A 20,628-nucleotide genomic window follows, 5' to 3' on the forward strand; every position below is an offset into this window, starting at 1 on the left:
AGTGTACAACAATGACTTCATCATGTATTGTTTATAATAAAGAGAAGAAGAAGAAGAAGAAGAAGAAGAAGAAGTGTTGTAAAAAATTTAAGAAAAAAGGAAAAACGAATTGTAAACGTTGTCCTAAATTATAAGTCTATTTGAATACAATTGATTTGAATGTAACTGATTAATAACCCAATACTTATGTTTTTGTGTTTTGTATTATTTTAAAGCAGTCTAAGTATAAATATCTCGTAATCAGTTATTTGTTTCATTCTAAAGCCCATAACGCTTAAATTTGATTTATATTAATTAAAAAGAATAAGCTTATGTCCATAAGAATAGGAAACAGTTGTGTAAATTGTGAAAGTCTAACATCTAACAGTAAATGTAAAGTTCATGGCGTAATTGTCGATACAAGTTATACTTGCGATAGTTTTGAAATGAAGGCAGTATTAAAAAATAATTCAAATTGTGGAACTTGCGCCAGATATGAAGAGTCATCTTGTGCAAACCCTCAAAAAGCAGCGTCAAATATGTTGTGTTCAAGTTGGGCACCACAAAATGCTTCGGCTTAGTAATTAAATTATAAAAATGGTTGGTTCTAGTTGCTAACTATTTTTGTTTTTTAGTCACCATCAATATCTGTAGATGTTATAATTATAGATAAAGTACTCCTTACATCTACACTAAATAAAATACTTAAAGCCTCTAATTCTTCGTGTAAAGTCCTGACTTGGTTTGGATGCGATATAATAGCATTAAAAAGACTAACAGGTATAGCGTCGATAGCATTTTTAACGTCTATAATTTTTGTTGCTATTGCAGTGTTTAAAGCCATGTTTTTGGTAATAAAAAACACATAATCATCTATGCCAAGACCCTCAGTATTAAAATAAGTCTTTTCCACACTATTAATATTTTCTTTTAAAATAAGCAAAGACAGCGCACTAAAATAAGCTTGTGTCTGGTCAGGGTTTATTAAAGACGAATTTTCTAAGCCTGCAGGTTTTCCTATTTTACTGATTTTTGCAGTTTCAATTAAATTATACAGGCCATTATAAATTATATTAAATGAGCTCTGAATACCGGTGTCCTCATTATCAATTAGTGATAGTGAAAAATTACCCGGAGTGTTCCATATACCTTTAAGTCTTTCTGCTTGAGTTTTAAAATCTAAAGCAACGAATTTCAAATAATTTCTTCTTTTTTCTGAAGCTATAAATAAATTATTAGCCGCTTCAAGGTCACTTCCAAATAGCAAATACTCTAATCCTGATAAGGTTTTTATTTGCGGACTTAAACCAGCTACGAGTTCTTGAGTAATCTCAGAATTATCATTTATTGCATTTTCTATAGCCGAGGGCAATGTTGGCCAATTGTAAAGTATGCGATCCATAAATTGGTCTCTAATAGCACCAATATTATAAGCATAAATAGCACCATAAGTCAAAGCCGTTTGTTTCCATTGGTCGCGAACTACAGATAAATTTGTTTCTGTTGTAGCTGCTAAGTAAGCCTCTACCTTAATATTAAAAAGGGCACTCTCGTTAACAAAAGTATTAACTTTGTGCAGTATTTGCTTATTCGTGATATCTGAAACTAGAACTTTTACATTAAAAGATTCGTTATCAGTTTGGTTATCATCGTTCTTATTACAATTAAATGCGAATAATAAAACGAGTAAAAGACTTATTTTTTTCATAGTAGTTATAATGAATTTACAAAATCAATAACTTGATGACGTTCATCAAGAGGTAGATTTTTAAAGTTTTGTTTTATAGCATCAGCTTCACCGCCATGCCACAAAATAGCTTCTTCTATAGTTCTTGCTCGGCCATCGTGTAATAAATTAGAATGGTTATTAACTGCAGGAATTAGGCCAATACCCCAAAGAGGTTGTGTGCGCCATTCGTTTCCAGTGGCTAAAAAATCGGTTCTATTATCTGCTAAATCGTTTCCCATATCATGTAATAAAAAATCAGAATATGGTTTTATAGTAATATTTTTAAGCAATGCGCTTGGCGCAGTAGTTCCAGTGGTTTGATTAATGGTATGGCATCCAATACAGTTAAGTGTGTTAAACAGTACTTTGCCTTTTAAAACATTTTCATCTTTAAAATTACGTCTATTTGGTACTGCTAAGTGTGCTTGATAAAATAATACGCGATCTAATTGGTCGTTAGTTACTTCTGGACTACCACCATTTGGAGCATCGATGCAATCTTGCTGTGGTGACGGGCAATTTTCCTCCATAAAAATGGAGTTCGTTAAGCCCATATCACCATGAAAAGCAGATGCTACTTGTTGTTTCAAGGTTGGTGCATTTGCTTTCCACCCGTATTTACCTAATTGCGTGGTATTGGTTTCATAATTATAAACAAAATTGGCACGTCCGGAAATACCATTATTGTCACTATCGTTTATGTCTTCAAATTGAATAATTTCAAAATCTGGTAATGCAGAAATTAAACCTAAACCAATAGTTTGTTGTGCTACTCTTGGCGACTTTTGTACACCAGAAAGCGACCCAAACTGCTCTTCTTGAAAGGTGTAAATAGGTTTCTGTAAGGCGTAAGTATTGCCATCTGGATAACTTCCAGGAATTACTTGATAAGTTACATTTACTTTAGCTTCAAAAGGAATCCCGTTATTAGAGCGATCTTGAATTTGCGTACCGTATTCTGGAACAGCAATAGCATCTCCATTTGCATTTTGTCCAGCTAAACTAACACGCATTAAAAATCCATTAGAGATCATACCGTTCTGCAAAGGTTCACCACGACCATCTTTAAAATGGCAAGTATTACAAGCACGAGCATTAAAAGTTGGACCTAATCCATCTCTTGCTGTTGTAGAGGCCGGTGAGGATACCCAACTTTGATTAAATAGTGAGTTTCCCGTACCAAATAGTGCTTGTTGTTGAAACGTTAAACCATCTATTTGCCTACCAAAAGCAGTATTATTAGTAACGTTAACACCTAAAGGGCCTGTTAATAATTCTTCTCCTTCTTCGTAAATAGAGACGTTTTGCGGTATGGGTTCGTAGTCCTCTTTACTGCAATGAAGTAACGTTATTGAAAGTGAAATATATAGTATTATTTGCAGTTTAGTCATAGTTTTTAAAACTAAAGAGATCCCGAATACAATATTCGGGATGTCTTTTAATTTGTAATAAGAATAATAATTATAGACTAATTCCTATTGCAGTTGCCGAAGCACTAACTACATCTCCTAATTCTTGTAAAGCTATCGCAGCTTGCATTACTAAACCTAAATTAGTGTCTGTAGATGTTTCTTGTGTAATTAATAAATCAAATGGTTCTGTGCTATTTCCTAATGTAGTCACTTTTGCTAACATAGTGTCTGCAGAGACCTTTAAAGCAGCAGCTTGTGTTGGGTTTGCTTGCTTTACTAAATCGTAAAATGATGCCCCAGAAATGATGCTGTATTCTCCAAATATTACATTGTAAACACCTTTAGCATTAGTATATACATCTCTATTTGTATTATCACTAAAACAGGAATGCTCATCTTCTTGACCTAAACCGCTAATACCTCCAGCAGAATCTACAGCTACAATCATACGCTCAAAGCTTAATTCATCTCCGGCAATAAAAAAAGCACCCGTAATTAGTTGTTTTAAAGCAATGTTTTCATTTAAATTTGTAAAAACAGTTCTATACGTTCCACCTGTGTTCCATGTGCTCACTAAGGTTTGCAAATCGTTTATTAATAAATTTGTAGAAACTTGAAGATATTGTGCGCGTCTGTCTGCATTGGTAGCAGTTGTATAATCTGTAAATGACCTTAAACCTGGTAAGTTTGCGCTTGGTAAGCTATTGTCTTGTCCCCAAAGAAGGAACTCTATTGCATGCCATCCAGAACTTATGGCTTTTTCGTTTTCGTTTGCACCACCTTCGTTTAAACTGGCAATGGTTGCTTCGCTTATAGTGATGCTATTGTCACCAATGATACTGTTAAAATCACCTGCGTATTCTTCGGTACCTGCTTCAACATAGTCTATGTAACTTTCGTCAATTGGCCAAGCATTCATTTGTCCTTCATTATTAATACTCCAAGACTCGTCGGGTTGGTCAATTGGACCATTAGATCCTCTATAAACTTCTGTTTGACCATAAAATTCACGAGCAGCTAACCAAGCGTTTTTAGCTGAAGTGAAGTTGGTTTCGTTTGGTGTTGCTACAAACGTGTTTATAGCAGTTTGCATACTTATAGCACTGTTTTGAGAGTCTAAATAAGACTGGTATACTATACTAGCATAATTCTCTATAACTTGAGTTTTGGTTACTGTATCTTCGTTTATTACTGGTTGTGCTGTATCGTCATCTGAGCTACAAGAGTACGCTAATATTGAGACAGCTGTAATTAATGTTATTTTTAAAACGTTTTTTTTCATGTTATTTTTATTAAGACTAATTATAAATAGAGGTGCAAATATATTTTTCATTTTCATAAAAAACAAGCTATTTAGAATAAATCTTAATAATAATTATTCTGAATTTTATAATCTATTAGAAATAAGTACATTACTATATTTATTTCAGTTTTAAAGTGCTATAATTAAGTATAATAAGGTTTTTAAAGAAAGTATTTCACAGAAATATGTTTGCTAGCTTTATAATTATTACCTTTACGCGCAATTAATTCCAATTGCAATGACAGCACACGAAAATAAAATAGTTGGTGAAGGTTTAACCTACGACGACGTACTACTAGTCCCAGCTTTTTCTGAAATTCTTCCACGCGAAGTCAATATCCAAACAAAATTTACGCGTAATATAACCATTAATGTTCCCATTGTATCCGCAGCTATGGATACCGTTACCGAAAGTAAAATGGCAATTGCCATGGCACGTGAAGGTGGAATAGGAGTGTTACATAAAAACATGACGATCGAGGAGCAAGCAGATAAAGTGCGTAAAGTAAAGCGTGCTGAAAGCGGCATGATTATCGATCCTGTTACTTTACCATTGACTGCAATAGTAGCAGATGCAAAAAACGCTATGAAAGAACATAGCATTGGTGGTATTCCAATTGTAGATGCGAATGGAAAACTAAAAGGGATTGTTACCAATAGAGATTTACGTTTCGAACACCAAAACGATAGACCTATTGTTGAGGTCATGACTAAAGATAATTTGATTACAGCTCCAGAAGGCACAAGTTTAAAAGGTGCTGAGAAAATTCTTCAGCAAAATAAAATTGAAAAGCTTTTAATAGTAAAAGATGATATTCTTGTAGGTTTAATAACCTTTAGAGATATTACTAAAGTAACTCAAAAGCCAATTGCAAATAAAGATACTTACGGAAGATTGCGTGTTGCTGCAGCTATAGGAGTTACTGGAGACGCATTAGATAGAGCCGCAGCATTAGTGAAATCCGGTGTCGATGCTATCATTATAGATACAGCACATGGTCACACCAAAGGCGTGGTTAATGTTTTAAAAGAAGTTAAAGCAAAATTTCCAAAATTAGATGTTGTTGTTGGAAATATAGCAACCGCCGAAGCTGCTAAATATTTAGTAGCAGCAGGAGCAGATGCCGTAAAAGTAGGTATTGGTCCTGGTTCAATTTGTACAACTCGTGTAGTAGCGGGTGTTGGTTTTCCACAATTTTCGGCAGTGTTAGAAGTAGCAGCAGCTATAAAAGGAAGTGGAGTTCCAGTAATTGCAGATGGAGGTATTCGTTATACAGGAGACATACCAAAAGCAATCGCAGCAGGAGCAGATACTGTAATGTTAGGTTCGCTTTTAGCAGGTACTAAAGAATCTCCAGGAGAAACTATTATATATGAAGGACGTAAGTTTAAATCCTATCGTGGAATGGGCTCGGTAGAGGCCATGAAACAAGGGAGTAAAGACCGTTATTTCCAAGATGTAGAAGACGATATTAAAAAATTAGTACCAGAAGGAATTGTTGGTCGTGTGCCTTATAAAGGAGACTTAGATGAAAGTATCCATCAATTTATAGGAGGATTGCGAGCAGGAATGGGTTATTGTGGTGCAAAAGATATAGCAACACTTAAAGAAACTGGACGATTTGTTAAAATTACAGCTTCTGGGATTAATGAGAGTCATCCACATGATGTTACTATTACTAAAGAATCGCCTAATTATTCTAGATAGTATTTTACTTAATTTTAAAAAAGGCACCTTAATTATTAAGGTGCTTTTTGTTTTTAATATGGTTTGTTTAATATCAAGATATCAACCGTTTCAATACTAGAAGATGTTTAGCATAAAGTTTTTGACCACAGTTAAACGAAGTTGGCTGATTTTGTTTAAATAGGCAATACGTAGTTCTAGGAATATTTTAATTCTTAGGCTTCAACCGCACTCTTAGATATAAACTCAGGATCATCACTAAAAATCGCTTCTCCTTTAATAAGCCAAGCGAATCCAAAGCTTTCTACAGCAACGGTTTCCATCCAAAAGGTGAGTTGGTTCCCATTATAAATATCGGCACTAATAATACCCGTAAAACCAAGTAATATTATGATAAGTGATATTACAATGAGCCCAGCACACACTCTAAAAATTCGATTTCTAATCACCTTTTTTTGTCCACGATGTCCTTTTGCTTTATTAGATTTTGTAAACATGAAAAAGGACATATACGATAGCAATAATAAAAATAGTGCTGCGGATACCAAATGAAAGGTCTCTCTAAAGCCTGCACTTGCATTACCATTAATAAATGTCACGGAGTACGCTTTTAAAGTGTCGCAACATGTTTCGCTTAAATTCCCAGTTGGGAAGAAAACCACAAACAGCGCAAATACACCAGCAAGTGTGGAGATGTAAAAATCTTTTGATTCTTTACCACTATACACAATTAAGAATATAGCAATTAGACTTAATATGACCGTAAACACAGTTCCTGCTCTTGTATAGTAGTAATGACTTATAGATTCTATAGGTCTAGAGAGATCGAAAAATAAAAAGGTAATAATGATTAATAGTATTGGCAATGCCATACCTAAAACACCAATGAGTTTTCTTAGTGTTTTACTGTTTTGTAACCAGATGTCATCTTCTTTTTTATAGTCTAGGTTAATCATGTTATTAACCTTCTTGGTAAGTAGATTTTGCATAGCTGCTAGCTTTAAACTATTTGATTGTGATTTAAAGCAATAATAATCAAATAGTTATAATTATGTAAAAACTAAATTACATAATTATACAATACAAAAATCACGTAGTTACACGTGTATTTCTAGATGAATATTAGGGGAGATATTAGGGTTTTTTTAGAGTACACAAAGAGCTAGCAATTGATTTTACAGGTCTTGTTGTAAGTTTTACTCAAATTGCAATGCATGTGTTTTATGTCAAAAGTTTAATTAATTTAGCGCTATAACTTAAGCCTCATAAACCTGTCCACGATGCGGTTTTAAGGCATCTCTTACTGGTTTCATTTCGTCTTCATTAACGACCATAAAAGCAATAGCATGTGCAGTGTTTAAAACTTCAAAACCAGTTATATTTAAACTTAATTTCTCAATCGTAATGTATTCTTTTAAATGTATCTCGTGATGTTCAGCAATTTTTAGAGCATCTGGTCCTCTAAAATCCCAAATTAATTTAAGTTTACGCATTTTTCTACTGCTATTTTATTTAAAATTATTAAAATAAACTTCAATAATTATTTACGAAGAGTATTCTAAATTAATACTGTAAAACTATAGAAATAATTAATACCAATTATTAAAGTGTTGCAAAATGATTTATTTATACATTAAAAAGATTTTATTTAGTTAATTAATCAACCATTTTTGTTTCTAAACTAGCTGTTTTATAACAATAAATAATCTTTTCCTATCGTTTGTTATTGTACTTGCATAATAGGCTAATATTGTTATTTTTGCATCTTTCATATTATTTATTAAAAAATATATGAAATGCGCATGTTAAAAAAAGCATCATATAAAGAAATGATTGATAGCGAACAGCATGTAGCCTTAAAAAAACAATAAATTTAAACACATGAAATTTAAACACCTATTATTCTTTTTTGCTTTTATTTTTTCTTCATTATTTCTAGTTCAAGCACAAGATAAAGACGTGCTTTTTACAATAGATAAAGCACCAGTTTATGCTTCGGAATTTATTAGAGTTTATAATAAAAATTTAGATTTAGTTAAAGACGAATCTCAAAAGGAAATCGATGGCTATTTAAAGCTTTTTGTTAATTACAAATTAAAATTGCAAGAAGCAAAACGTTTAAAGTTAGATGAGAAGCCAAGTTATTTAAGAGAATTCGAGAGTTATAAAAAACAACTGGCTAAAAACTATTTGTCAGATAGTAAAGTAACAGATGCTTTAGTTGAGGAAACTTATAACAGACTGCAAACCGAAATTAATGCAAGTCATGTTCTAGTAAAAATAGATGAAAACGCAAGCCCGAAAGATACTTTAATAGCGTATAACCAAATCGTTAAATTACGGGATCGTGTTATAAATGAAGGTTATAAGGTAGTGCAAAAAGAGGTGCATAATGGTAAAACAGTTTATGCTGAAGATTTAGGTTATTTTACAGCATTTAAAATGGTTTATCCATTTGAAAGTGCAGCGTACAATACTAAAGTGGGCGAAGTGTCGCAACCTTTTAGAACACGTTTTGGATATCATGTTGTAACCGTTTTTAATAAGCGTAAAGCCAGAGGCGAAGTTACGGTTGCGCATATTATGATTAAAACAGGTAAAGAGAACGAAAAGGATAGTGAGATTAAAATTAACGAAATTTATAAACGCTATAACCAAGGAGAAGATTTCGCTGCTCTGGCAAAACAATTGTCTGAAGATAAAAGCACTGCAAGTAATGGAGGACTCTTAAAACCATTTTCTAGTGGGGAATTAAGTGCTCCAGAATTCGAGGCAGTAGCCTTTGAATTGAAAATTATAGATACCGTTTCTAAACCTTTTAAAACCCAATTTGGATGGCATATTATTAAACTTAAGGCTAAAAAAGGGATTCAGCTATTAGCAGAGATGAAACCTGAATTACAGTCTAAAATTAAACGAGATTCTAGATCTAAAGTTATAAAAGACTCTAGAGTTAAAACTTTAAAAGCGAAATATAGAATACTAGAAAGCACTAAAGAGTTAGACTACTTTAAATCTATAGTTTCTATTGACTATTTTAATAGAAAGTGGAGCCTACCAACACCTTTTGAAGGAGATAAAACGTTTATTAAAATTCAAGATAAAGTAATTACTTATAATGATTTTGGTCAGTTTTTAATTAAAAATCAACGCAGTCAGAACAAAACAATGACTGACATGGGTATTGTAGTAGATAAAATATATAATAGTTTTCTAGAAGTGGAATTACTTAAATATCAAGAAGAAAACTTAATCAATGAAAATATCGATTACTTCCAAATTGTTGGAGAATATAGAGATGGTTTGTTGTTATTTGATTTAATGGAAACTGAAATATGGAATGTTGCTAAAAATGATTCAGTAGCATTACTAAAATATTATGAAGGAAATAAAAACAGGTATTTCTTTCCAGAACGTGTAGATGCAGTCGTAGCTTCTTCAGCTAAAAAAAGTGTTATAAAAAAGATTCCTAAACTTTTAGATAAAGGTCTAGACACAGAAGCAATTAAGGCCTTAGTAAATACCAATGATCAGGTCAATGTAAGTTTTACCTCAGGTGAAATGGATAAAAATCACCAAGCATTACCAAATAAGATTAAATTTAAAACAGGCATATCCAAAATGTTCAAACATAATGATGCGTATGTTGTGGTTTATGTAAAAGAGATATTACCAAAAACACAAAAAACGTTTAAAGAAGCTAAAGGTAATGTTACAAGCGATTATCAAGCATTTAAAGAAGAAAACTGGTTAAAAGAGCTAGCTTTTAAATACACCTTAAAAGTAAATCAAGACGTGTTGAACAAAGTAAAACAAACAATAGAAAATTAATATGTTTAAGCGACTTGTATTATGCCTTATCATTGCTTTCTCTTTCGCTTCCTGCGATTATTTTAAGCAAACAGAAACACAAGACCCAATAGCTAGAGTTAAGGACAGTTATTTATATAAAGACGATATTAAAAACTTACTTCCTGAAAATTATACTAAAGCAGATAGTACTGTTATTGTAAACAATTTTATTAATAATTGGGCAACACAACAATTGTTGGTTCAAGGTGCTGCATTAAATTTAAACGAAAAGACTCAGGATGAGTTTAATGCTTTAGTAAACCAATACCGAAACGATTTATATAGCAAAGCATATTTAGAAGCATTGGTGTATAAGAATCTTGATACTGCCGTTTCTAAAGCAGAAGCTAAAAAATATTACGACGAAAATAAACAAGCTTTTAAACTTAATGAAGACCTCATAAAATTTAGATATATTAATTTAGATGAAAACAGGCTCGATTTAAAAGAAATCAAGAAAAAATTTAAACGTTTTAATGAGGATGACAAACGCGAGCTAGATTCCATAGCAATTCAATTTAAGTCCTATTCATTAAACGACTCGGTTTGGATAAGATTAGATCAAGTCATAACAAAAATTCCAACAGTTACAAGTGCTAATAAAAATGAACTGTTAAAAAAATCTAATTTTATACAACGCAAAGATTCATTAGGACTATATTTGATGCAAATTAACGATGTCCTACTTAGAACTGCGGAAGCGCCTTTAGAATATGTGCATCCAACTATTAAACAAATAGTTGTAAACAAGCGTAAGCTAGAACTTATTAGGCAACTAGAAAAAGATATTACAAAGGATGCAATTAAAAATAAACAATTTGAAATTTACAATTAATTTGAAACATATAATAGCAGTATGCTTAACGCTTTTTGTCACTAATGGAATATTAGCGCAAGAAATTATAGATGAAACACCGAAAGAAGAAAAAGTAGCAGACAGTATAAAGCCTACTACAAACATAAAAGTAGATGGTGTTGCAGCAGTGGTTGGTGACTATATTATTTTAGAGTCCGATATTGACAAAACATTTCTACAATTAAAAGCACAAGGTGGAGATCCATCTGCATTTACTAGATGTCAATTATTTGGAAAGCTTTTAGAAGATAAATTATATGCACACCAAGCAATACAAGATAGTATTGTTGTTAATGATGCCGAAATTCGTTCATATGTTAATCAGCAATTACAAGAAATTAAACAACGGGTTGGTGGGGATATGCAGCAAGTTCTTGATTTTTATAAAAAAGCAGACGAGCAGAGTTTAAGAGATGAAATGTTCGAAATCAATAAATCTCAAAAATTGGGAGTCGAAATGCAAGGTAAAATTATTGATGAAATCGAGGTAACACCAGAGGAGGTTCGTCAGTTTTTTAATAAAATACCTAAAGACCAACGTCCAGAATTTGGTACAGAGCTTAAAGTTGCACAAATAGTTATAAAGCCAGTAGCAACGCAAGAAGAAATAGACAAGGTTATCAATAAACTAAAATCTATAAAAAAGGATGTTGAAGAGAATGGCGGAAATTTTAGATCTAAAGCATTATTTAATTCAGACGATCCAGGTTCTAAAAAAAATGGTGGACAATTACCTCCAATGAATAGGGCTAGACCAAGAATGGTTAAAGAATTTAGAGAAGTAGCATTTTCTTTACAAGAAGGCGAGATTTCAGACCCTTTTAAAACGCAATACGGCTATCATATTGTATTACTTGAGAAAATTAGAGGTCAGGAATATGATGTAAGACACATATTAATGATACCAGAAGTTGCAGAAAGCTCTGTTAAAGCTGCTAAAGATAAAATTGAAGAGACTAAGAAAAATATAGAAGAAGGGAATATAACTTTTGCAGATGCTGCAAGAGAAGTTAGTGATGAAGTAGAAACTAAATTTCAAGGAGGGCAATTAATTAATCCTGCAACACAAGATTATAATTTTGAGTTAACCAAAATAGATACCGAAATCTACGTTAAAATTCAAGATTTAGAGAACAATACCGTGTCTGATGTTCTTGTGGATAGAGACGAGATTGGTAATGTTCTTTATAAAATTCTTACTGTAACAGATAGAATAAATGAGCATGAAGCAGATTATTCTCGCGATTACTTAAAAATTAAAGAATTAGCATTAAGCGAAAAACGTTTAGAGACTATCGGAAAATGGCAAGAAGAAAACATTTTAGATACTTACATTAAAATAAGCGGAGATTATAGAGATTGTGATTTCACCAACAATTGGCTAAAAAAATAATATAGAATAAAACGAATGTCAGACGTAGCAGCTATCAACCAATTAGTAACCAAGTATAACGCATTAAGACAAGAGATTGCAAAAGTAATTGTAGGTCAAGACGACGTTGTAAACCAAATATTAATTTCCATTTTTTCTGGAGGTCATGCTTTATTAATAGGCGTGCCAGGATTAGCAAAAACGTTAATGGTAAATACCATTGCACAATCTTTAGGATTAGATTTTAAACGTATACAATTTACGCCAGATTTAATGCCTAGTGATATTCTTGGAAGTGAAATTCTAGACGAGAGTCGCAATTTTAAATTTATAAAAGGACCAATTTTTGCTAATATTATTTTAGCAGATGAAATAAATCGTACACCTCCAAAAACGCAAGCGGCTTTATTAGAAGCTATGCAAGAAAGGTCTGTTACGGTCGCAGGACATAATTACAAATTAGATTTACCATACTTTGTATTGGCAACACAGAATCCTATTGAGCAAGAAGGAACGTATCCTTTGCCAGAAGCACAGTTAGACCGTTTTATGTTTGCTATTAATTTAGATTATCCAACTTTTGAGGAAGAAGTGCAAGTTGTTAAAGCAACAACAAGCGATGCTAAACCATCTGTAAATGCGTTATTTAATGCACAAGAGATTATAGATTTTCAACAATTAATTAGGCGTATTCCTGTAGCAGATAATGTCATTGAGTATGCAGTTAAAATGGTCGCTAAAACAAGACCAAATAAAGATACTGCGTCAGATTTAGTAAAACAATATATAGATTGGGGAGCAGGACCAAGAGCCTCTCAAAACTTAATATTAGCAGCAAAAACGCACGCCGCAATTAATGGGAAGTTTTCTCCAGATATTGAAAATGTACAAGCTGTAGCTCAAAGTATTTTAACGCACAGAATAATTAAAAACTATAAAGCTGAAGCTGAAGGTGTAACTGCAGAGCAGATTATTAAAAGCCTGTTTTAATGAAAGCTAAGCAGTGTGTTCTTCCATTAGTTATCTTCTTTTAGGAATAATTTTACTGTTATAAGTGCGCTATTCAAAATTCAACATGGGCCGTATGGAAGCGAAATATTAATGCTAGGTTTAATTTTTGAAGTTATTGGATTGTTGGTTGTAATGGTTATTCTTATTAAATACTTCTTGAAGAAATAAATAGCTGTTATCCTCGAATAGTGAAAATTTATTTTAGAAATCTTTATAACTAGTGAATATTAACGCACTCGACTTATTAATTTGCTATTTTTTTAATCCTAAAATTATCATTTTAATAATATTTCAACTCGTTTTTTTATTTTTATTGAGTTATTCGCAAACGTTTTCGTAATTCGTTACAAATTTTTTAAATTCTTCAATATTTTGTATTTTTGCAATCCCGATTCCGATTACTATTGGTACGGATTTTTTACTAAACAATAACAACCTAAAACTATTAGCATATGGCATTTGATATTGATATGATTAAGAAGGTTTATAGCCAAATGGCAGAACGCGTTGATGCAGCTCGTGAAGTCGTTGGAAAACCATTAACACTTTCAGAGAAAATTTTATACAATCACCTTTGGGATGGAAAAGCTACTAAAGCTTTTACTAGAGGTAAAGATTATGTAGATTTTGCTCCAGATCGTATTGCTTTACAAGATGCGACAGCTCAAATGGCTTTATTGCAATTTATGCAAGCAGGTAAAAACAAAGTTGCGGTGCCAACTACAACGCATTGTGATCATTTAATTCAGGCAAAAGATGGTGCTTCTACAGATTTAAAAAATGCTAACAATACAAGTAGTGAAGTTTTTAATTTCTTAGAATCAGTATCTAATAAATATGGCTTAGGTTTTTGGAAACCAGGTGCAGGAATTATTCACCAAGTGGTATTAGAAAATTATGCATTTCCAGGAGGAATGATGATCGGTACAGATTCCCATACAGTAAATGCTGGTGGATTAGGAATGGTAGCGATTGGTGTTGGTGGAGCAGATGCTGTAGATGTTATGGCTGGAATGGCTTGGGAGCTTAAATTTCCTAAATTAATAGGTGTTAAGTTAACAGGTAAATTATCTGGATGGACAGCACCAAAAGATGTTATTTTAAAAGTAGCAGGTATCGTTTCTGCAAAAGGAGGAACGGGAGCAATTGTTGAGTATTTTGGCGAAGGTGCTATTTCTATGTCTTGTACAGGAAAAGGAACGATTTGTAATATGGGAGCCGAGATTGGAGCAACAACTTCAACTTTTGGTTACGATGCGTCTATGGAACGTTATTTACGTGCTACAGATAGAGCTGATGTTGCAGACGAAGCCAATAAAATTAAAGAGTATTTAACTGGAGATCCAGAAGTTTATGCTAGTCCAGAACAGTATTTTGATCAAGTTATTGAAATTAACTTATCAGAATTAGGACCATTATTAAACGGCCCTTTTACACCAGATTTATCGACACCAGTTGGTAAAGATATGTCTGAAAAAGCAAAGGCTAACGATTGGCCTATTCAAGTAGAATGGGGATTAATAGGATCGTGTACAAACTCTTCTTATGAAGATTTATCACGTGCATCTTCTATTGCGCAACAAGCTTTAGATAAAGGAGTAAAAATGAAAGCAGAATTAGGTATTAATCCAGGTTCTGAACAAGTAAGATATACAGCAGCTCGTGATGGTATTTTAGGAATTTTCGAAAAATTAGACGCTAAAATATTTACAAACGCTTGTGGACCATGTATTGGACAATGGGCTAGATATAGCGATCCGAAAAATGCACCTAAAAATAGTATTGTGCATTCGTTTAATAGAAATTTTGCTAAGCGTGCAGATGGAAACCCAAATACACACGCATTCGTTGCATCACCAGAAATAACAGCTGCAATTGCAATTGCAGGTCGTTTAGATTTTAATCCGTTAAAAGATACTTTAATCAACGAAAACGGTGAAGAAGTAATGTTCGATGAGCCAACAGGATGGGAATTACCACCAAAAGGTTTCGAAGTTAAAGAGAATGGTTACTTAGCTCCTGAAGCAGATGGAAGTGGAGTAAATGTTGTAGTTAGCCCAACATCAGAGCGCTTACAATTATTAACACCTTTCGAGCCTATTGGTAGTGAAATTAATGGTGCTAAATTATTAATTAAAGCCTTTGGAAAATGTACAACAGACCATATTTCTATGGCCGGACCTTGGCTGCGTTTCCGTGGACATTTAGATAATATTTCTAATAACTGTTTAATTGGTGCTATTAATGCATTTGGTAAGAAAACCAACTTTGTTAAAAACCAATTAACTGGTGAGTTTGGTGGTGTGCCAGATACAGCAAGAGCATATAAAGCTGCCGGAGTGCATACAATTGTTGTTGGAGATCATAACTATGGAGAAGGTTCTTCTAGAGAACATGCAGCAATGGAGCCAAGACATCTTGGTGTTGTAGCGGTTATTGTAAAGTCTTTTGCGCGTATTCACGAAACAAACCTTAAAAAGCAAGGGATGTTAGGTTTAACATTTGCAAATGAAAGTGAATATGATTTAATTCTAGAAGATGATACTTTTAATTTTGTTGACATGGCAGATTTTTCGCCAGGAAAACAATTAACATTAGAAGTTGTTCATGCAGATGGGGCTAAAGATATAATTATGTTAAACCATACCTATAATCAATCTCAAATCGATTGGTATAATGAAGGTTCTGCATTAAACTTAATTAAAAAGGAAAATGTTTAATTAGATTGTACATATAAAATTTTAAAAGCTCCTAATATTTATTAGGAGCTTTTTTTGTTTAATATGTAAGTTTTGTATAATAATTACGACTGTGAATTATCTAATAGTCAACAAACAGATTACATGAACCCACTTTGGTTTTTCGAAGACACTAATCTTTTCAAAGTATTATGTCCGCACAAGTTTAAAGCATATGAGAAAGAGCACGATTTTGACGCCTACAAAAAAAAGATTACATCTACTTTACAGAAGACTCTGCTAACAAAGTTTACCTTATAGAAAAAGGAAAAGTTAAAGTCGGTTATTATAGTGAAGCAGGAGAAGAAGTCGTAAAAGCTATTTTGTCTAAAGGACAATTATTTGGGGAAAAAGCAATTTTAGGAGAAACGAAAAGAGATGAATTCGCTCAGTCTATTGACAATGAAACTTCAATTTGTCCAATTGGAGTTGATACCATGCATGAACTCATGAGAGATAATCAAACGTTTAGTTTTAAAGTCTATAAATTCATTGGTTTTAAATTTAAAAAATTAGAAAGACGACTTCAGCTTTTAATGTTTAAAGACACTAAAACAAGATTACTTGAGTTTTTGGATGAATTGTGTACAGAATATGGTTACGATTGTGAAAAAACAGGAGATCACGTGATCAAACATCCTTATACACAAAAAGACATTGCTTCATTAATTGGAACTTCTAGACCAACATTAAATATTTTAATTAATGAATTGAAAGAAGAAAAGGTTTTGGATTTTAATAGAAATGAAATAAGAATGTATAAAACATCAGCATAATTTATAAAAAACTTTTTTTTACAGTTATAAACACAAACCAAAACCATAGCAAATGCTATGGTTTTTTGTTTATAAACGAATATCTAAGCTTGTTTCTTTTAATTTTTTTCATAAAAATGGCCTTATGTTAGCTAGCTAACATTTAATAAGTATCTACTCTGCTAATTTTGTAATAACAAATACAAACTTAAAAAAAAACGTAGCAATGATTAAAAAAATGATTTTAGGAGCCTTGGCAATAGGACTTTTTGCCACCTCTTGTAGTAACGACGACGATGCAACAGTAGTATCAACAACTTCAGGTTTAACCATTAATCTTAATGGATTAGAAGCCCTTGGAGCTAATTTTGTGTATGAAGGTTGGGTAATTGTAGAAGGGATTCCAGTATCTACAGGAACATTTAGCTCTGTAGCTTTTCCACAAACCTTTCAAGTAAATACTGTTCAATTAAATGTAGCAACTAAATTTGTATTATCAATTGAGCCAGCAGAGGATTTGGATCCATTACCAGCAGCAACAAAAGTATTAGCAGGTGATTTCTCTGGTAATTCGGCTAATGTTTGGGTTGCTCCAGTAACAACAAACGCAGATATGTTTACAGGTTCATGGGGTAGATTCTTTTTAAGAACGCCTACCGATGAGACAGGAACTAATAATGGAAATGATGAAAATGGAATATGGTTTGGTACTCCAGGAACAATGCCTCCAGCAGCAGGACTAGGTTTGCCAACATTAGCTCCAGGATGGAAGTATGAAGGATGGGTTGTTGTTGATGGAGTTGGTCCAATTTCAACAGGAACATTTACAGGTGTTACTGAGGTAGATGATTCTAATAATTTTAGTGGCACACAAAATAATGCAGGTCCTCCAATCCCAGGAGAAGATTTTTTCTTAAATACACCTACAGGATTTACATTTCCTTTAGATGTTAGAGGACGTACAGCTGTAATTTCTATAGAGCCATTTCCAGATAATTCTCCAGCACCATTCGCAATGAAGCCATTAGTTGGTGCTGCAGGAGCAGCAACAGCGCCTGCAACTCATGATTTGAGCTTAAACTTAGATTCATTACCAACAGGTACAGTAACTAGATAAAATAGTACAGAATACTATATTTCATCTCAATAAATAGAGTTTATAAGGTGTTATAGTATAGTTTGTTTTTATTAGATTTGAAGTGTTAATTGTAAAATTAACGCTTCATTATTTTAAATTATGGCAACAAGAAAGGTTTCAGCTAAAAATATAATTTTCATAGTAATCATTGCTTTGTTAATTATTCCGCAAAGTAGACAGCAAATTCAAATAGCCATACATACTATAATGGCAAAAGTGAGCCCAAGCGTTGAAAAGAATAATGCTAGAGAGCAAGTAAGTAGCTATAATTGGAAATTGCGGGATTTAGAAGGTAATAGCTATCATTTAGATCAAGCGAAAGGAAAAGTTACCCTTGTAAATATGTGGGCAACCTGGTGTCCTCCTTGTATTGCAGAAATACCTTCACTTCAAGCGTTGTACAAAGATTATAGTGATAAAATAGAATTCATTTTAGTTTCTGATGAAGCGCAAGAAGTAATCGAGGCTTTCTTGAAAAAAAACAACTATAATTTAAAAATCTATTCACCTTTATCTGAAGCTCCCGAAACGTTTAATGTAAAAAGCATTCCTAGAACCTTTCTATTAGACAGAAATGGAAATATTATTATTGACGAATCTGGTGCTGCAAATTGGAATAGTGAAACGGTTCGTAATACTATAGATGAATTATTGAAAAACTAAATGAAAAAATATATAAAGGTTTTAGTATTTGTCTCCCTTTTTATAAATGTGTTTTCTTGTAAAAAAGCGATTAATGAAGGTCTTAAATTTGAAGATTACGATTCTACAATATTTAAAGCTGAAAAGCAATTGCTTTCTAATGAATATGATTCTGCAAGTACATATTTTAACAATGCCTATAGTATTCGTAAAAATATGTTAGCTTTTGATATGAACAACGCTCTAAATTTAGCAATAAAAGTTAAAGGCTGGAATCAAGCTTTAGTCTGGTCTGAACGATTAGTTAAAAAAGGTGTTGAATTATCTTATTTTGAAAAGAAAATTTTTAAATCATTTCATGAAACTAAAGAATGGAAACAATTTGTTGAAAATTATGATAAACACACAAAATATTTTAAAGAGCATTTGGATAATGAGATGATTGACTCTCTAGAAATTTTATTAGATATCGATCAGCAAGCTTATTGTTTATTGCCTTCAAAAAAAATTGATTTATCAAATGTTTTTGATAAAACAGTTTTTTTAGATTCACTTTTATTTCGATTAATAAAAAACAAAGGATTTCCTAATGAAGACAAAATAGGTGCTCTTATTTATAATGATAGCTTAATTAGTCCAATGATAAAATTCCATGCGCTTTATAGACATAGTTATCAAGCTAATTGAGATTTGGTAAATGAGTTTTTGATTAATGCAGTAGAAAAAGGCGAGCTTAAAAAGGCAGTTTATGAGAATACATTAATAGGTGATAATATGGATTTCGCTGTTATAGATTGTAAGATATATCAATCTAAATTCCTCAAACAATCCTCAATAGATAATTTTTTTAAAGAGAAAGTAATCTTTCAAAATTTTAAAGAAAATGATTTTAACTTTTATGTGCCATTCTCTAAATTTACTTTTAAAACAACTAGTGATGCAGACAATATGATATCATCATATGATTATTTATGTGATTATAGAAACTGTGAAAATGAAAATTAAAGCGTCTTAAAAAAAGCCTTTATAAAGGCTGAAGAAAATAAGGATTTCATAATTTTTAATTCTTCTATAAACGTAGATTCTTCGTCTAGAAATCTAAGCATAGTTTCTATGTTGTTTTTATCATAAAATTGCTCGAAAATCCATTCTCCTTTCTCGTTTTCATCTTCTAAAACTTTAAGAAAAATCTTATCGTAAAACTTATATTTTTGTTTAAACAGACCTTTTGAAGGCTTTTTGCTTTGTTTTAAATTTTTAATAATAATAGCAACTTTCTTTTCGGTGTGTTTAAAAGAATAACCAGTAGAACCTTTTACCCAACCACCACCTGTACCAATTTTAGTTATATTTTTTGTAGAATAGTTTTCGAAAGGAAAATTAGTCATTGGAATACTACCGCTTTCGGTTTCTAAAATGGAATAGTTATCAATTTTTAAAACCTCAGAAATATACTTTTTTATGAATCTATCATAAGTTACCTCGTCTACAACTGTTGTAGTAAAATAGGTGAATTCAACAAGTGCTGTCGTTTCAGATAAAGGTAATACATAAGTAAAGGTGGTTTGTTCTCCATCTTTTAACCTATAATCCATCATTGTAAATTGTTCAGGATTAAAGCTAGGTGTTTCCGTTTCAATAATTATACCTTTAAAATGCTGAATAATTTTAGTGTAATTGTTTAATTCTGAAAAGTAATCTTCAGTAATTCTACTATCAAAAACATGATGGGCAGAGTAGGAGTTAAATTCTGTTTTTACTATTGTTTTAGATGAGTCTTCTAAAGAAAGAACGTCATCTACAATAAAATAAAAATTAGTTTTAGCTTTAAGTATCCGTTTCGCTTCAGTGTAAAAGTCTAAAGCATGTATAGTTTTATAAGTGTAAGGGTTAAGGTTTAAAGTGAGTTGTTTCTTAGAAGAGAAAAACAAAGATTCATTCCAAGATTTTGTAATTATATCATCCCATTTTCCTTTGCCTTCTTCCCAGAAACTCCAGGTTTTATCATTTTTAGTCTTTGGCGATTTATCTATTAAGGCAACTTGCTTTCCATCGAAAAAGGAATCTTCAGCAAGTGCTAAAGCCAATTGAAAACCAGCAAGACCGTTACCTATAATAATATAATCGAAAGAGTTGCTAATTGACATTGAGAGA

The 20,628-nt window shown here is 32.2% G+C and carries 19 protein-coding genes; 13 read left to right on the top strand and 6 right to left on the bottom strand.

The window, feature by feature from the left end; translation table 11 throughout:
* Positions 1-311 precede the first annotated feature (311 nt).
* Positions 312-560: a hypothetical protein gene (locus RH82_RS02180; RefSeq protein WP_034057639.1), complete on the top strand. Its 249-nt coding sequence runs from the start codon at positions 312-314 to the stop codon at positions 558-560.
* Positions 561-610: 50 nt separating this feature from the next.
* Here the strand turns inward: RH82_RS02180 and RH82_RS02185 are convergent, their stop codons facing one another.
* The 3 genes from RH82_RS02185 to RH82_RS02195 all read right to left on the bottom strand — a co-directional run bounded on the left by RH82_RS02185 (position 611) and on the right by RH82_RS02195 (position 4,402).
* Positions 611-1,687 (bottom strand): imelysin family protein, encoded by a 1,077-nt coding sequence (locus tag RH82_RS02185; protein ID WP_034057642.1) that lies wholly within the window; start codon positions 1,685-1,687, stop codon positions 611-613.
* 5 nt (positions 1,688-1,692) lie between these two features.
* Positions 1,693-3,099 (bottom strand): di-heme oxidoreductase family protein, encoded by a 1,407-nt coding sequence (locus RH82_RS02190; RefSeq protein WP_034057643.1) that lies wholly within the window; start codon positions 3,097-3,099, stop codon positions 1,693-1,695.
* Positions 3,100-3,169: 70 nt separating this feature from the next.
* The gene (locus RH82_RS02195; RefSeq protein WP_034057644.1) at positions 3,170-4,402 is read right to left on the bottom strand and encodes an imelysin family protein; all 1,233 of its coding nucleotides are present in this window, start codon (positions 4,400-4,402) and stop codon (positions 3,170-3,172) included.
* Between the two features lie 259 nt (positions 4,403-4,661).
* Here RH82_RS02195 and guaB point away from each other — a divergent pair, with 259 nt between their 5' ends.
* A complete protein-coding gene (gene guaB, locus RH82_RS02200; RefSeq protein WP_034057645.1) occupies positions 4,662-6,131 on the top strand; it encodes an IMP dehydrogenase in 1,470 nt (489 codons plus the stop codon).
* A gap of 194 nt (positions 6,132-6,325) precedes the next feature.
* Here guaB and RH82_RS02205 read toward each other — a convergent pair whose 3' ends face one another.
* Entirely contained in the window at positions 6,326-7,099 is a 774-nt protein-coding gene (locus RH82_RS02205; protein WP_052158168.1) for a hypothetical protein, read from the bottom strand.
* A gap of 267 nt (positions 7,100-7,366) precedes the next feature.
* Entirely contained in the window at positions 7,367-7,603 is a 237-nt protein-coding gene (locus tag RH82_RS02210; RefSeq protein ID WP_034057646.1) for a hypothetical protein, read from the bottom strand.
* A gap of 388 nt (positions 7,604-7,991) precedes the next feature.
* Between RH82_RS02210 and RH82_RS02215 the strand changes: the two genes are divergently transcribed.
* The 11 genes from RH82_RS02215 to RH82_RS02260 all read left to right on the top strand — a co-directional run bounded on the left by RH82_RS02215 (position 7,992) and on the right by RH82_RS02260 (position 19,479).
* Positions 7,992-9,941, top strand: coding sequence for a peptidylprolyl isomerase (locus RH82_RS02215; RefSeq protein ID WP_034057649.1), 1,950 nt, complete (start codon positions 7,992-7,994; stop codon positions 9,939-9,941).
* Position 9,942: 1 nt separating this feature from the next.
* The gene (locus RH82_RS02220) at positions 9,943-10,797 is read left to right on the top strand and encodes a hypothetical protein (protein ID WP_034057650.1); all 855 of its coding nucleotides are present in this window, start codon (positions 9,943-9,945) and stop codon (positions 10,795-10,797) included.
* 1 nt (position 10,798) lies between these two features.
* A complete protein-coding gene (locus RH82_RS02225) occupies positions 10,799-12,211 on the top strand; it encodes a peptidylprolyl isomerase (protein WP_316930889.1) in 1,413 nt (470 codons plus the stop codon).
* A 15-nt stretch (positions 12,212-12,226) separates the two neighbouring features.
* Entirely contained in the window at positions 12,227-13,180 is a 954-nt protein-coding gene (locus tag RH82_RS02230) for an AAA family ATPase (RefSeq protein WP_034057652.1), read from the top strand.
* Between the two features lie 60 nt (positions 13,181-13,240).
* On the top strand, positions 13,241-13,369 hold the full coding sequence (locus RH82_RS19185) for a GldL-related protein (RefSeq protein WP_394330720.1): 129 nt from the start codon (positions 13,241-13,243) through the stop codon (positions 13,367-13,369).
* Between the two features lie 284 nt (positions 13,370-13,653).
* A complete protein-coding gene (locus RH82_RS02235; RefSeq protein ID WP_034057654.1) occupies positions 13,654-15,921 on the top strand; it encodes an aconitate hydratase in 2,268 nt (755 codons plus the stop codon).
* Positions 15,922-16,196: 275 nt separating this feature from the next.
* Positions 16,197-16,715 (top strand): Crp/Fnr family transcriptional regulator, encoded by a 519-nt coding sequence (locus RH82_RS02240; protein WP_316930891.1) that lies wholly within the window; start codon positions 16,197-16,199, stop codon positions 16,713-16,715.
* A gap of 205 nt (positions 16,716-16,920) precedes the next feature.
* Positions 16,921-17,811, top strand: coding sequence for an anti-sigma factor (locus RH82_RS02245; protein WP_034057657.1), 891 nt, complete (start codon positions 16,921-16,923; stop codon positions 17,809-17,811).
* A 120-nt stretch (positions 17,812-17,931) separates the two neighbouring features.
* Positions 17,932-18,495: a TlpA family protein disulfide reductase gene (locus tag RH82_RS02250; protein WP_034057659.1), complete on the top strand. Its 564-nt coding sequence runs from the start codon at positions 17,932-17,934 to the stop codon at positions 18,493-18,495.
* Positions 18,496-19,161, top strand: a complete 666-nt coding sequence (locus RH82_RS02255; protein WP_034057661.1) for a hypothetical protein — start codon at positions 18,496-18,498, stop codon at positions 19,159-19,161.
* 18 nt (positions 19,162-19,179) lie between these two features.
* Complete coding sequence (locus RH82_RS02260) at positions 19,180-19,479, top strand: hypothetical protein (RefSeq protein ID WP_156112388.1); 300 nt, start codon at positions 19,180-19,182, stop codon at positions 19,477-19,479.
* Here RH82_RS02260 and RH82_RS02265 read toward each other — a convergent pair.
* On the bottom strand, positions 19,476-20,621 hold the full coding sequence (locus tag RH82_RS02265) for a lycopene cyclase family protein (RefSeq protein WP_034057664.1): 1,146 nt from the start codon (positions 20,619-20,621) through the stop codon (positions 19,476-19,478). The genes RH82_RS02260 and RH82_RS02265 overlap by 4 nt on opposite strands.
* Positions 20,622-20,628 lie beyond the last annotated feature (7 nt).

The organism is Lacinutrix jangbogonensis (assembly GCF_000797445.1).
Taxonomy (GTDB): Bacteria; Bacteroidota; Bacteroidia; order Flavobacteriales; family Flavobacteriaceae; genus Lacinutrix; species Lacinutrix jangbogonensis.

Coding starts and splice junctions, on each gene's coding strand:
- RH82_RS02180 (WP_034057639.1), top strand. CDS start 312: ATGTCCATAAGAATAGGAAACAGTTGTGTAAATTGTGAAAGTCTAACA.
- RH82_RS02185 (WP_034057642.1), bottom strand. CDS start 1,687: ATGAAAAAAATAAGTCTTTTACTCGTTTTATTATTCGCATTTAATTGT.
- RH82_RS02190 (WP_034057643.1), bottom strand. CDS start 3,099: ATGACTAAACTGCAAATAATACTATATATTTCACTTTCAATAACGTTA.
- RH82_RS02195 (WP_034057644.1), bottom strand. CDS start 4,402: ATGAAAAAAAACGTTTTAAAAATAACATTAATTACAGCTGTCTCAATA.
- guaB (WP_034057645.1), top strand. CDS start 4,662: ATGACAGCACACGAAAATAAAATAGTTGGTGAAGGTTTAACCTACGAC.
- RH82_RS02205 (WP_052158168.1), bottom strand. CDS start 7,099: ATGCAAAATCTACTTACCAAGAAGGTTAATAACATGATTAACCTAGAC.
- RH82_RS02210 (WP_034057646.1), bottom strand. CDS start 7,603: ATGCGTAAACTTAAATTAATTTGGGATTTTAGAGGACCAGATGCTCTA.
- RH82_RS02215 (WP_034057649.1), top strand. CDS start 7,992: ATGAAATTTAAACACCTATTATTCTTTTTTGCTTTTATTTTTTCTTCA.
- RH82_RS02220 (WP_034057650.1), top strand. CDS start 9,943: ATGTTTAAGCGACTTGTATTATGCCTTATCATTGCTTTCTCTTTCGCT.
- RH82_RS02230 (WP_034057652.1), top strand. CDS start 12,227: ATGTCAGACGTAGCAGCTATCAACCAATTAGTAACCAAGTATAACGCA.
- RH82_RS02235 (WP_034057654.1), top strand. CDS start 13,654: ATGGCATTTGATATTGATATGATTAAGAAGGTTTATAGCCAAATGGCA.
- RH82_RS02245 (WP_034057657.1), top strand. CDS start 16,921: ATGATTAAAAAAATGATTTTAGGAGCCTTGGCAATAGGACTTTTTGCC.
- RH82_RS02250 (WP_034057659.1), top strand. CDS start 17,932: ATGGCAACAAGAAAGGTTTCAGCTAAAAATATAATTTTCATAGTAATC.
- RH82_RS02255 (WP_034057661.1), top strand. CDS start 18,496: ATGAAAAAATATATAAAGGTTTTAGTATTTGTCTCCCTTTTTATAAAT.
- RH82_RS02265 (WP_034057664.1), bottom strand. CDS start 20,621: ATGTCAATTAGCAACTCTTTCGATTATATTATTATAGGTAACGGTCTT.